The sequence below is a fragment of the Schinkia azotoformans LMG 9581 genome (assembly GCF_000307855.1).
In the GTDB taxonomy this organism is placed as follows: Bacteria; Bacillota; Bacilli; order Bacillales; family Bacillaceae_J; genus Schinkia; species Schinkia azotoformans.
In genome coordinates this window covers 48638-61592 of sequence record NZ_AJLR01000116.1, presented here as the reverse complement: position 1 = coordinate 61592, position 12955 = coordinate 48638, and the positions used below count along the sequence as shown (strand labels likewise).

The 12955-nt window shown below is 37.4% G+C and carries 12 protein-coding genes, 2 other RNA genes and 1 pseudogene; 13 read left to right on the top strand and 2 right to left on the bottom strand.

Annotated features, from left to right (window positions below; all coding sequences use genetic code 11):
* The first annotated feature begins 374 nt into the window (after positions 1–374).
* Positions 375–3572: a DEAD/DEAH box helicase gene (locus BAZO_RS13015; protein WP_003332037.1), complete on the top strand. Its 3198-nt coding sequence runs from the start codon at positions 375–377 to the stop codon at positions 3570–3572.
* Between the two features lie 53 nt (positions 3573–3625).
* On the opposite strand, the gene BAZO_RS13010 is transcribed toward BAZO_RS13015, so the two are convergent.
* Positions 3626–4759, bottom strand: a complete 1134-nt coding sequence (locus BAZO_RS13010) for an SLC13 family permease (protein WP_003332036.1) — start codon at positions 4757–4759, stop codon at positions 3626–3628.
* 186 nt (positions 4760–4945) lie between these two features.
* Between BAZO_RS13010 and BAZO_RS13005 the strand changes: the two genes are divergently transcribed.
* From BAZO_RS13005 to yiaA, 9 genes and pseudogenes are all read left to right on the top strand, one after another.
* Entirely contained in the window at positions 4946–5383 is a 438-nt protein-coding gene (locus tag BAZO_RS13005) for a hypothetical protein (RefSeq protein WP_157382136.1), read from the top strand.
* Between the two features lie 48 nt (positions 5384–5431).
* Positions 5432–6157: pseudogene (locus tag BAZO_RS21810) on the top strand (restriction endonuclease PLD domain-containing protein); the annotation flags it as partial.
* A gap of 13 nt (positions 6158–6170) precedes the next feature.
* Complete coding sequence (locus BAZO_RS12990; RefSeq protein ID WP_003332032.1) at positions 6171–6932, top strand: SDR family NAD(P)-dependent oxidoreductase; 762 nt, start codon at positions 6171–6173, stop codon at positions 6930–6932.
* Positions 6933–7032: 100 nt separating this feature from the next.
* Positions 7033–7213: non-coding RNA, 6S RNA (gene ssrS / locus BAZO_RS21805), on the top strand.
* A gap of 41 nt (positions 7214–7254) precedes the next feature.
* An RNA gene (gene ffs / locus BAZO_RS21800) (signal recognition particle sRNA large type) lies at positions 7255–7520 on the top strand.
* A 328-nt stretch (positions 7521–7848) separates the two neighbouring features.
* Positions 7849–8166 carry a hypothetical protein gene (locus tag BAZO_RS12985; protein WP_003332031.1) on the top strand — a complete coding sequence of 106 codons (318 nt, stop codon included), beginning with the start codon at positions 7849–7851 and terminating at the stop codon, positions 8164–8166.
* A 43-nt stretch (positions 8167–8209) separates the two neighbouring features.
* Positions 8210–8515 (top strand): monooxygenase, encoded by a 306-nt coding sequence (locus BAZO_RS12980; protein ID WP_003332030.1) that lies wholly within the window; start codon positions 8210–8212, stop codon positions 8513–8515.
* Positions 8516–9020: 505 nt separating this feature from the next.
* Complete coding sequence (locus tag BAZO_RS12975) at positions 9021–9470, top strand: flavodoxin (protein ID WP_003332029.1); 450 nt, start codon at positions 9021–9023, stop codon at positions 9468–9470.
* A gap of 172 nt (positions 9471–9642) precedes the next feature.
* Positions 9643–10116, top strand: a complete 474-nt coding sequence (yiaA, locus tag BAZO_RS12970) for an inner membrane protein YiaA (protein WP_003332028.1) — start codon at positions 9643–9645, stop codon at positions 10114–10116.
* Positions 10117–10167: 51 nt separating this feature from the next.
* On the opposite strand, the gene BAZO_RS12965 is transcribed toward yiaA, so the two are convergent.
* Positions 10168–11028 (bottom strand): LysR family transcriptional regulator, encoded by an 861-nt coding sequence (locus tag BAZO_RS12965; protein ID WP_003332026.1) that lies wholly within the window; start codon positions 11026–11028, stop codon positions 10168–10170.
* A 131-nt stretch (positions 11029–11159) separates the two neighbouring features.
* Between BAZO_RS12965 and BAZO_RS12960 the strand changes: the two genes are divergently transcribed.
* From BAZO_RS12960 to BAZO_RS12950, 3 genes are all read left to right on the top strand, one after another.
* The gene (locus BAZO_RS12960) at positions 11160–11879 is read left to right on the top strand and encodes an AzlC family ABC transporter permease (protein ID WP_003332025.1); all 720 of its coding nucleotides are present in this window, start codon (positions 11160–11162) and stop codon (positions 11877–11879) included.
* Positions 11869–12177, top strand: coding sequence for an AzlD domain-containing protein (locus BAZO_RS12955; protein WP_003332024.1), 309 nt, complete (start codon positions 11869–11871; stop codon positions 12175–12177). The genes BAZO_RS12960 and BAZO_RS12955 overlap by 11 nt, the downstream gene beginning before the upstream one ends.
* An 85-nt stretch (positions 12178–12262) precedes the next feature.
* Complete coding sequence (locus BAZO_RS12950) at positions 12263–12889, top strand: spore coat protein (RefSeq protein ID WP_003332023.1); 627 nt, start codon at positions 12263–12265, stop codon at positions 12887–12889.
* Positions 12890–12955: the final 66 nt, after the last annotated feature.

The window sequence follows — 12955 nt, the reverse complement described above, 5'->3', positions numbered from 1 at the left end:
ATAACAATATAATTATTTTATTTTTCTGATAACTGAATCGATATTATTTTGTTAGAATATTTTTTAATTTTTCATGTGATTAGAATATATCACTAATATAAAGGTTATGCAATAGATTTCTGAAAAATCTAATTATATAAAAATACCAAAATTGACAATTTTCTGACAAGTAATCTTAGATTTTTGCTTAATGTTATTCTTTTATAGATGTTTAAATATAATAGTATTACTATATTATTAAAGTGATTAAGGTAATTTGAAACACTTAATAACCATAAACCAATCATTGATGTTAATCTAGCGAGAAATTATTCTTCATGATAAATTTATAGAAGTAAATTTAAAGTCCGTTTTAAATGAAAGGAGGCAACCTAGTGAAAATTAAACTCAATCAAAAAATCATCAAAGAGCGTTGTGGGGCTGTCTCCTTTAAAAGAGGAGAGGCCTTTTATCGTAACGGAAAAGTAGTGATAGAAGAAGTAACTCCTACTTCATTACAAGCTATAGTCCATGGAGTCGAGTATTTCCAAGTTCACCTTGAGAAAGATTCAGAAGGATTTCAAGCAACCTGTAGCTGCCCTTCACTTTCTTCTATAGATAAAGATTGCCAACATGTTGCTGCGGTATTACTTGCTTGGCAGCATCATCAGCAAGATATGAAACAAGGAGAGCATACTGCCGCTGACCAAACAGAGGGAGAGCTATCGGAAGGGTTGCTACAATTATTTGAGTCGAAACAACCATTAAAAAGTGGACAACAACTCCATTTTGAAAATAGACAAGTACTGGAAACAATTATTTTCTGTAAAGGCATTGCCGCTCGGGGAAATACCCGATTTGGTATCGAAATTTCCATTGCAGCACAGAGAGTAGCCGATATTCGTGATTTTCTAGAAAGTGTTAAGGAAGGAAGATGTCACACCCTCTCAAACGAATTCCAATACGACCCAAATAAACATTGTTTTGATAGTGTAACCAACGCTATTATTGATCAGCTCATTCTTGTTATAGATGACGAAAAAATGTATCATCAGGCATTACCAACTACCGCGGTTCATCAGGACAAAAGGATGTTACTCGTTCCGGCATCATTCTGGAAAAATGTCGAACCGCTATTAGTACGTGCCCCACAAGTAAACTTACAATATAGTGGAAAAAGCTATCAACAATTCCGTGTTACCGATGAACCGTTGCCGTTAACATTTGAATTTACGGGTACAGAAGAAAACGGGTACCAACTCATTATTCACGGTCTGAGCCAGATGATGATTTTAAAAGAATATGACACCGTCCTTTTTGCTGGAAAAGCCGTTGTTATAAAAAGAGGAGAAGTGGAACGGCTCCATGAATTAAAGCGAATGCTGGAGAATTCCAGAACGAATGAAATTCTAATACCCAGTCATCAATTGAAATATTATTTGGAAAAACTATTGCCAATCTTAAGAAATATAGGGGAGGTTCATTTATCCGGGGATATTACCGCACAGCTTCATAAAACTCCGTTACAGGCAAAGCTCTATTTAGATCGTGTGAAAAATCGCCTGCTAGCAGGACTAGAGTTTCATTATAAAAATGTTGTCATCAATCCACTAGATTATCGGCAACCAAAAGTAGGATCGATGGTTATTCGAGATATGGAGAAGGAAGAAGTCATTCTTAAACTGATGGAGGAGAGCCAGTATAGCCAAACGGAAAGTGGCTACTATTTACAAAATGAAGAATTAGAATATAACTTTTTGTACCATGTATTACCGAAATTGCAGAAAGTCGTACAGGTGTATGCGACAACTGCCGTACGGATACGGATTGTACCAAAAACTACAATACCGAAAATCAAGGTGAGGCATTATAAGGAACGGAACCACTTGCTTGAGTTTTCGTTTAAGATTGACGGTATTCCCGAGACGGAGATCAAAGAAGTCTTAGCAGCACTGGAAGAAAAACGGAAGTACTACCGCCTGCGTGATGGTGCGTTGCTATCTTTAGAGACGAAAGAGATGGAAGAAATCAAACGTTTCTTGCATGCTGTCCCTGTTCAAGACGATGAATGGGAAGAGCGCTTCGAAGTACCTGTTGTCGAAGGACTTAGGCTACTTAATTATTTTGAGGATAATGATGTTGTATCACACGAAGCATCATTTCGGGAGTTTATAGAGAAACTTCAACATCCAGAACGATTGCAGTTTAACGTTCCAGCGCAGCTAGAGGGAATTTTGCGAAACTATCAAAAGCACGGGTTTAATTGGATGAAAACTCTTGCTAGTTATGGATTTGGAGGAATTCTGGCAGACTCAATGGGACTTGGGAAGACGGTTCAAAGCATCGCCTTTATTTTATCTGAACTTTCGATTATTAGTGAAAAAGGACAACCGGCCTTGATTGTGTGTCCTTCGTCTGTTACGTACAATTGGCAAAGCGAAATTATGAAATTTGCACCCGATATTGGGACGGTAATTATGGATGGGACCAAGTCTGAACGAGTAAAACTGCAAACCGAACTTGACGGTATAGACGTGCTTATCACAAGTTATCCTTTATTACGAAGTGATCTGAGTTGGTACGTGAAGCAGGAATTTCATGTTGTATTTTTTGATGAAGCACAAGTGTTTAAAAATCCCCTTACCCAAACCGCTCGTGCTGTGAAAAAACTACAGGCAAATCATCGTTTTGCTTTAACGGGCACACCGATGGAAAACGCGTTGGAGGAACTATGGTCTATCTTTCATGTCGTTTTTCCCGAATTATTTCTAGGATTAAGAGAGTATAGTGAATTAACGAATAAACAGATTGCGCGGAGGATTCGCCCCTTTATGCTGCGTAGGGTCAAAGAGGATGTTCTTGATGAATTACCTCGGAAAAAGGAAGTATTGGAAATGAGCGAATTACTACCAGAACAGAAGAAACTTTATGCTGCTTATCTGGCAAAACTACGTCATAAAACTCTAAAACATTTGGATAAGGAAACGATAAGGAAGAATCGTATTAAAGTCCTAGCTGGTTTAACGAGACTGCGTCAAATTTGCTGTCATCCTCGACTTTTTGTAGATGGTTATACAGGAACTTCGGCAAAATTTGAACAGCTACTGCAGATTGTTGAAGATGCAAGACGTTCCGGACGTCGTCTGTTGATTTTCTCTCAATTTACGAAGATGCTACAAATGATAGGGCAAGAACTAGCTATTCAAGAAATCTCTCATTTCTATTTAGATGGGCAGACTCCATCAGAGGAGAGGCTTGAGTTATGTAATAGGTATAATGCTGGTGAACGTGACATATTTCTGATTTCCTTAAAGGCAGGTGGGACAGGACTTAATTTAACCGGTGCAGACACCGTTATCTTTTATGATAGCTGGTGGAATCCTGCCGTCGAAGAACAAGCGGCAGACCGCGCACATCGCATAGGCCAAAAACAAACAGTTCAGGTAATCAAGCTTGTAGCCAAAGGGACAATTGAGGAAAAGATGAATGAATTGCAAGATAGGAAGCGGCATCTGATAGAGGAAGTCATTGATCCGAAAAATGGACATTTGGTGACACTTACAGAAGAAGATATTCGGGATTTGTTGAGTTAGCTTGTTAGCCATCAACCGAAATGGAACACGGGAACCGAACTGTCACCGTGTTCCTATAAAATAAAATACTGAACAAAAGTAAAAAATGCTAAAAAAGAAAAGTTATAGAAACTAAATGTTAGTAAATACTTTTTTGTCTCTTTAGGGTTTACCTGAATATATAGTTTGTAAGAGATGACGCTGGCCATCGAAGCGATGATCGTTCCTAATCCCCCGATATTCACTCCCAATAATAATGGTTTCCAATCGGTCGTGAATTCTGCAAGAAGGATTGAGGCAGGGACATTACTGATCAATTGGCTTAACAAAATAGAGCTGAAATAGACTGAACTTGAGTCTTTTAGACTTGCACTAGCAACCGCCTGTACAGCATTTGTATGCGAGATGTTTCCAACAAAAATAAAAAGACAAATAAAAGTTAAAAGCAAAGAATAATCGATCTTCATCAATAATTTTTTATTAAAAAGAAAGACGGTTACCAAAGTGACGACGAACGCAATTTGATCACTTATGACCCCGAAAATAGACATAATGATGACAGCTAAGACTAGTCCCCAAATCATTGCTGCTTTTCGATTCTTGACCTGTATTGGAGCCAGATTCACTTTCAATTGCTTCCCATGAAGTCTATCAATCAAAAAATAAAGAGCTACAATTCCAAGAACTGCGATGGAGAAGGCGGTGTTAAAAAAAGTCGTCGGGTTTAGCCCATAATGAGCATAGATAAATAAATTCTGTGGATTTCCCATGGGTGTCAAGCTGCTCCCAATATTGGCAGCAATGGTTAGCAGAATAATCGTCTCCATCATGGGCGTACTTGTCCGTTTGCTGATAACAAGGGTCAATGGTACAAAAGTCAGTAACGCCACATCGTTTGTGACAAACATTGAACTGAAAAAACATAAGAAAATGAGTATAGCTGAAACAGATTTACTACTATTACATCTACTTATGATACTGATCGCAATTTTGTCTAGTACTCTATGTTCATCCAGTGCTTTAATCGCAATCATAAGACTAAATAAACTGACCAAAACATGAATATTAACATACTCCAATTTTGGAGGATGAATGAAACAGCTTGCAATCGCTAATAAAAGCGAAATCGTAAACACCTTGTCTTTTATGAAAAAGCTAAAATTTATATTGATTTTTTTCTTATTTTGAATGAGTACAGATTCTTTCACAGCCCACCACCAGCAACTTTATATAGTACGAAAACAATGATATGATTCTACCATGTACTTTTCAGGTTGGGAATAAGTTAAATGCAAGTGATTTATTTTGAAAAAAAGAACTGATGAATTGTGAAATTTTTAAAACCATCTGATATTTTAAGTGGAAATACGTTTAGTTATTTAGAAGTTTTCAATGTGACAGATGGGTTGGCGCTTGGCACTAAAGAAAAAGGTGTACTATATTATATTGAAGATCTTTATTGCATGAATCCTAGCTGTAAATGTAATGATGTTGTTCTTATATATACAGAAAATAAGGAAATTGAAAGTGAAAAAGGAGCTCATTATGCAGTTAGACTATCATTAAAAAAGAAAAATTTCGAGATTCTTGATACGAATGGGGTTACTAAGAAAGAAGTAGAAGATCTTATTAAGAATTCCATGAAAAATAATAACGAAGCAATAGAGTTTTATAAGAAGCTTTATCTAGAAATGAAGGAAGCGGGAAAGAAAGTTTTACACGGGGGAAACTCAGATGACAACAACATAACTGAATCTTCACAGAAAACACTTAAGGAACAATTACGTGAGCTACAGTCTAGCAGTATCATATGGATAATTGAAGTCGTATAAGATCGAATTAGAAAGCAACGTTGCCGGTTAAATGAGGCTGATATACAAATGGCGAATGGACAGAAAATTGTCAAACAAGGAATTTACGAAGAAATTATCAATACAAAACTTAAAAGCGAACTAGCTACATTAGATATAGATAATTACGAAGTAGGGAAGGAGTCACTTGATCCTGAAGAAGCCAGAAAACTACTATCATCGTATATATCGGCCGTAACTAGGCGTGCTCTTAAATTAAAGAATTAAAAATAGAAGAGGAAGGCGAAGTGCTTACCTCTGTCTATTCAAAACTGAATTCGATTAGAAGCATCAAAGAAAGGTGAAGTGATTCGTCTCGTTACGCCGATTTCGCAAAGTTCGTTATTTACCGGCTCTAATTATGAGCTGAACATGCTGGGAGAATTGAAAAAGGAAATTCTAACTGCTGATTCTATCGATCTGCTCGTTTCATTTATCAAATGGAGCGGCTTACGTTGTATTATAGAAGAACTCCAAACTTTTACTAATCAGCCAGGCAAAGAACTAAGGGTCATAACTACATCGTACATGGAAGCCACGGATTATAAGGCGATCATCGAACTGAGCAAGCTGCCAAATACTGAAATCAAAATTTCTTATGATGTTGATCGCACAAGGCTCCATGCCAAAGCTTATATGTTCAAAAGAGAAACAGGCTTCAGCACTGCCTATATCGGCTCATCCAATCTTTCAAATCCAGCTTTAACGTCAGGGCTTGAATGGAATATTAAAGTAACTGAAAAAGATTCATATAATTGAGGTGTATAAGGTGGATTTACAATTACAAGGAAAAAATGTACTTATTACTGGCGGATCGAAAGGAATTGGAAAGGCGATTGCAAAGGTTTTTCTTACAGAAGGTGCTAATGTGGCGATTGCTGCGCGCAGTGTTGATTTTTTAAAAAAGGCAAAAGAAGAATTGGGTGATGGGGTTACTATTTTTCAGTCAGATATTACAAAAACTGAAGAACGCGAAAAGCTAATTCGATCTTTTGTCGAAAAGAAGGGCTCCATTGATATTCTTGTTAATAATGCTGGTGGTAGTAACGGTGGAACAGTAATAGAAACAGACCTGGATTTATTTCATGTAGCGATGGAGCTGAATTATTTTTCAGCTGTTCATTTAAGTAAATTAGCTGTTGAGCAGATGAAGAAAAATGGCAGCGGGGCTATCATTAATATTACTTCGATTTTCGGAAGAGAAAGTGGTGGGAAGGTTACGTATAATAATGCAAAAGCCGCTCTTATTAGCTTTACCAAGTCGCTCGCTGATGAAGTGATCCGTTACGGTATTCGCGTAAACAGTGTTGCGCCAGGAAGTATTCTTCATGATACGGGAAATTGGAAAAAGCGAATGGAAGAAAGTCCGGAAAAAATTAAGGCATTTGTGGAAAATGAAATTCCTGCAGGACGTTTTGGCGCAGTTGAAGAAGTTGCTAATGTTGTGGCTTTTCTTGCTTCTGAGAAGGCCTCTTGGATTGTTGGAGCAAGCCTCAATGTGGATGGTGGACAATCAAGGATGAATTTCTAGGTCTAAAGTACCATATTCACAAGTATTTACAGGTGAAAATGTCTTTATATACATGTTATATTGTATTTACGCGGTACGAAAGATACACAATATCGCAAAAATTATCCTGCATTGTACGTGACTCATTCTTGTTTAAAACCGTACTATTTTTTCGGGATTCCAATATGAATTGACTGATGCCATGCCTGTATTTCAGGATCGCAGACAGGTCAAACTGCGGAAACCCACCTGCGAGAGCGGGTTTATAAAACAATTTGGGATAAGGCATAGGTGGGACTCAACTTTTCTAACGACATAATTATATTTAGATAATAATTCCATACCGTGGTAGGCGGGGAGCTAGCGGTGCCCTGTAATTCGCAATCCGCTTTAGCGAGGCTGAATTCCTTTTCTGCTGTATGACAGTGTAAGGTTTGCCTTATGTAAGCGGTGTTGACCTTCGGAGTCCTCGCAACAGATACCCATCAGATTGGTCAGGTCGGGAACGAAGCAGCCATAAGTGGTCATTTCTGTGTGTCGAAGGATTGCTCTGAATGAGCTTGCTGCATGAGTAACACTTATATTTCGATATCAATGATAGGTTCACGGTTTGTTTAACTTTACTTAAGACTTAAACGCTAGTTCTATTTAGGAATTAGCGTTTATTATTTTATTTAATGAATTAAAAGCAGGATTTATTAGATATTTGTCGAAATTTAAATAACAAACACGATCTCCACTCTAAATTCCACTAATACCATCCGAAACAGACCTTATTCCAAACCATTTTCAAAATAAAGAAGTTACGAAACAATTTCATATGAACAATGTTCTAAAATCCCATGTATTTGTTTAAAGTTTTTTCGTGTTACAATGAAGTAAATATTGACGGAATTCGAACGGATTAGACAAAAATATTTTTGAAGGGAGAAAAAAGATGAATACGGAACAAATGTTTAAGGAATTAATGAATGAAATTAAAGGCATGAAAGAGGATATAAAAGGTCTTAAAGAAGATAATCAAAGTATCAAATCTCAATTAGAAGAGAATACACAATTAACCAAAGCTATTCACCATCGCCAAGAAGAATCTGACGCCAAATTGGAAAATCTTTCAATGGACATGCATCTTATGCGTGGCGAACTTTCATCTCTTAAAGAAGGACAAGAACGGCAGGATAAAATTCTTGAATCCTTAGCTCTGCGCTCCCTTGAACAAGAAACAGAGCTACGGGAATTGAAAAGAATTAAATAAGATTTTCCTACAATACTTTAAACAAAAATAAGGAGTGTTAGAAATGGCAGTTATTTTGCAGGTTGATTTTAAAATGGAGGGACCATTTGGTCAAGAGATGGCTGAAGGTTTTGCTGGTCTAGCGAAGAGCATTAATGAAGAAGAAGGCTTTTTGTGGAAAATTTGGACTGAGAACAGTGATGCTAAAGAAGCCGGCGGCATTTATTTGTTTGAGACAAAGGAAGCAGCCCAAAAATATTTGAACATGCATACGGAAAGGTTAAAAGGCTTTGGCATTGATCCTGTTAACGCTAAAATTTTTGAAGTGAATGAGGAGTTAACAAAGATTAATCATGGGCCACTCAAGTAGACGTAGTGGTTGAAAAGCGACAATAATGAAGCAATACCTCCGAATACAAAGGACTATTCTGTATTCGGAGGTATTGTTTTTTGTTTTTGGCTGTTTTCGTAAACTTTGTTCTTTATGGAAGAAAAGCAGAGGTTTATTCATTTAGAATTAGAGCTACACTACGAAAAAGCTGGCACCCCCTTGGAAGGGTAACAAATAGTTTTCCGGTTATTTGCAAAATGGAGCTCATTTCGGATTAAATAAGCGGAGGTTTTCCTGTTATTCAAAGAAAAGTCGCCCAATTTTGCGGTTTAAAATCAAATTGGCGGAATGTTTCCGTCTATTTATTAGAACGAACCTTAAAAAAGGTAGCAAAAGGCAAAATATCTTAGATAAGAGCCTTGTTTTTAAATCAGTAATGAAATATATTTAAAAATTGATTTCTATCAAATTGATAATGATAATCGTTATTATATAATTAATTTAGAAAATAACATTTCTACTATCTATACTAGGGGTGGTTAGAATGGAAAAGATCCTGATGGTTTATTGTAGTATGACTGGAAATACTGAGACAATTGCTGGATTGGTGGAGGAAGGTATTACAGAGAGTGGTTTTGATATAATACGAAAGGATGCGCTTGAGGTTGATGCACATGAGATCAACGACTACGAAACAGTTATACTGGGTTCCTACACATGGGGGGATGGAGAAATCCCAGACGAATTCCTTGATTTTTGTGACGGAATACGTGGATTAGATTTCACAGGCAAAAAATTTGCTGTATTCGGTTCGGGTGATACATCTTATGATGACTTTTGTGGGGCGGTTGACATCATAGAAAAAATGATTGAAGAAAATGGCGGAATAATAGCATTGGAAAGCTTGAAGGTGGAACAGTATCCGGATGAAAACGATGAAGAACGGTGCAAGGAATTTGGAAAAAGATTTGCTGAATCGGTAAACAGTATTTAAATCATGGCTCGGCCCCTGTGCCGCCATGTGATTTAGAACCCTTAATTTAAAATTTGGAAAAAATTTATCTATTTTTTGTAAAAGTTTCCCGTATAATAAATTTAAGTAGGAGTACTACAGATATCTGCAGTGCTCCATTTTTAATATGTAAATAAAGGAGGAGAAATCATCGATGTCTAATGATAATGAGGTTGTATTAGATAAAGAAAAACAAAATGAATTAAAAAAGATGAAGCTTGAAAGGAAAGAAGGAGAACCCACTTCAGCCTTTAAAGGCGCTTCTTGGGGAGCACTGTTAGTAGGTGTTTCGGCCTATCTCATCGGTTTATTTAACTCGACGATGCAACTGAACGAGAAAGGTTATTACTTTGCAATTTTAATATTTGGACTTTATTCAGCGGTATCTTTACAAAAAGCGGTAAGAGATAAAGACGAGGGGATCCCAGTTACGGGTATTTATTATGGAATCAGTTGGGTTGCACTTATTGTATCAATATCATTGATGGCCATCGGTTTATACAATGCAGGAAGTTTGGTTTTAAGCGAAAAGGGATTTTATGGGATGGCGTTCGTCCTTAGTTTATTTGCTGCGATTACGGTCCAAAAGAATATTCGAGATTCACAGAGGGCAAGAGAAAGAGATTGAGTGATAAAAAAGCGTCGCTAATCGCAGGGTAATTAGCAACGCTTTTTCGATTTAAGCAAACCTCTCAATCATAAAATCAATAAAATACCTGCTGGAAAGTGGCAGGATTTTTTTATTTTTATACGCAATTCCAATCGTTCGGATGATTGGCGGAGAGATTTTCTTCTTCACTAATTCGTAACTGACTCGATTAAGGACCAATTCGGGTAAGATGGAAATGCCAAGACCGTTTTCGACCATAGACATAATTGTATAGTCGTCGTGGACCCGGTATTGGGTATTCGGCTGCAATTCATTTTGTTTAAAGATTTCGAGGGGCTCGCTTAATTCGCCTTCGTCCAAAAGGATAAATGGCTCGTGTGATAATTCTTCTAAAGTGACATTTTCTCGGGACGCCAGTGGATGATTGCATGGTAGCACAGCCAGCATTTCGTCGTCTTTTAAAGGAACTGTTGGTAGGTCCGTAACAGCATCAGGATTGACGAATCCAAAATCGACACTGCCATCCTTGATACTTTTAACAATACTTGTGTATTCCCCTTGCTGCAATTGAAAGTGAACAGATGGATAGATCACTTTAAAGTCTTTGATTAACCGAGGCAGCCAATTACAGGAAACACTTGAGAAAGTTCCAATGCGAATGAGCCCGCCTTCAAGCCCTTGCATTTCTTTTTTCTTCTCCAAAAGCTCCCAATAGGCATTACTTACGTTCGTAATATATGGTAGAAACTGTTCGCCATCAGGTGTTAGGCTGACCCCTTTTCTGGAACGGAATAATAGTGTTGTCGAAAGCTCATCCTCTAGGGTTTGGATCAATTGGCTAACTGCTGATTGTGTATATCCTAATTCTTCAGCTGCTTTTGTAAAGCTTCCTTTTTCAATTACCTTCATAAAAGCTTCATAGTGTTTCATCCGAACTAAACCTCCGTTATTTACATAAGTAACTCTAATGCATTAATCATATATATTAATTTTACTTATTGTCAAACTATGTGATAAAATCAGAACAATTTGGTAGATTTGATGATTTGGAGGATATTTTGATGACTTCGAATATTAAAGAATGGAAAAGGGGTGTTAAGGACGGCATTCCAATTGCGCTAGGCTATTTGGCAGTTTCTTTTACGTTTGGAATTATTGCTAAACAAGCAGGGTTAAATCCGTATGAAGCTATTTTCATGTCGGCAACCAATTTAACTTCTGCTGGCCAATTTGCTGGTCTTACCTTGATTGCTGCAATGGCAACGATGGTGGAAATTGCTGTCACACAGCTCATCATAAATTCGAGATATATTCTCATGTCTTTCGCCTTGTCGCAAAAAATTGATTCGAATACGTCGTTGTTCCATAGATTGCTAATGGCATACGGAATAACAGATGAAGTATTTGGTGCGTCAATGGCCGTTAGAGGGAAGCTAAGTCCTTATTATGTATACGGCTTAGTTAGTGTAGCGATGCCAGGATGGGTTTTGGGTACATTTCTGGGCGTAGTTTCAGGGAATATTTTACCTTCAAGAGCAACCAGTGCATTAAGCATTGCACTCTATGGGATGTTGATCGCGGTTATCATTCCACCGTCAAAAGGGAACAAATTGCTATCCGGAGTTATCTTGGTGTCGATGGTGGCAAGTCTACTGTTTGCAAAACTTCCAGTATTTCACACCATATCTTCTGGAGTGAAAATTATTGTGTTAACTATAGTAATAGCAGGGATTGCGGCAGCATTGTTTCCTGTAAAAGAGGAGGCTATACATGAAGGCTAGCGTTGTATTATACATTTTAATGATGGCCACGGTGACCTATATCATCAGGGTACTGCCGTTAACACTGATTAGGAAAGAAATCAAAAATACGTTTATTAAATCATTTTTGTATTATGTACCCTATGTAACACTGGCGGTCATGATTTTTCCAGCTATATTGAATGCAACTGTATCCCAGTGGTCAGCCTTAATTGGATTTGTTGTTGCTATTATATTAGCCTATTTGGGCGGTAGTTTGATTAAGGTTTCTATTCTTTCGTGTCTAGCTGTGTTTGTTGTTGAGCTGTTTATATATTAAGTGGACAAGCTTATTCATAGTATAATTTGTTCCAATTTTAAACAATATAAGGGGGTATCTTAAATTACCTACTGGAGGATTAAAAATGAAATTAGCTGCACACGAATTGCATGATTTAAATGAATTAACAATGAGTTGTGTTAACTCCATCACGAATATGGGATATATGCTGCATCATGTACAGTGCCCTGAATTTAAGCAAATTCTTGAAAGACATTTTCCATTCCATGTACGGGACTATAACATGAAGGTTGAATTTTTAAATAAGACAGAGGGTGCGAAGCGGGAGCTCCCCTTGTTAAAAGAAGATAGACAAGTCCCTGATTCCTACATGCAAATCGTGGCACCGGCTCCAGCCGTTCAGCCAAGAACGATGATCGAGAATATGAATGACCGCGAAATGGCTACGGCCTACCTTTTAACGTTAAAAAGAGCAGGGCGTGAATATGCTTGGGCAGCAATGGAGATGGTTAATCCAGAAGTTCGTTCATTCTGTCAAACAGCATTTATGATGAGTTGCGCTCATGCCTATGACATGTGGCAGTATATGGCATCAAAAGGCTATTATCCGGTTGAAAATGCAAACCCTACTGACATCGCTAAAATTGGATCTATGTATCAGGTTATCCCGGAAAATCAATCGCAAATCCAGCAATATATGGTGAATTATCAAAATCCGATTGCAGGAAATAGTGATCAACTATATCAATAAGTGGGCTAAAGCCTTATTTCCAAGTTGTTGATCTGTCTTCGGACTGAATTTAGGTATTGAGTGCGT

Bases quoted from the DNA above. Each gene is read 5' to 3' on its own strand.
- BAZO_RS12985 (WP_003332031.1), top strand. From the start codon at position 7,849: ATGAATACGGAACAAATGTTTAAGGAATTAATGAATGAAATTAAAGGC.
- BAZO_RS12980 (WP_003332030.1), top strand. From the start codon at position 8,210: ATGGCAGTTATTTTGCAGGTTGATTTTAAAATGGAGGGACCATTTGGT.
- BAZO_RS12975 (WP_003332029.1), top strand. From the start codon at position 9,021: ATGGAAAAGATCCTGATGGTTTATTGTAGTATGACTGGAAATACTGAG.
- yiaA (WP_003332028.1), top strand. From the start codon at position 9,643: ATGTCTAATGATAATGAGGTTGTATTAGATAAAGAAAAACAAAATGAA.
- BAZO_RS12965 (WP_003332026.1), bottom strand. From the start codon at position 11,028: ATGAAACACTATGAAGCTTTTATGAAGGTAATTGAAAAAGGAAGCTTT.
- BAZO_RS12960 (WP_003332025.1), top strand. From the start codon at position 11,160: ATGACTTCGAATATTAAAGAATGGAAAAGGGGTGTTAAGGACGGCATT.
- BAZO_RS12955 (WP_003332024.1), top strand. From the start codon at position 11,869: ATGAAGGCTAGCGTTGTATTATACATTTTAATGATGGCCACGGTGACC.
- BAZO_RS12950 (WP_003332023.1), top strand. From the start codon at position 12,263: ATGAAATTAGCTGCACACGAATTGCATGATTTAAATGAATTAACAATG.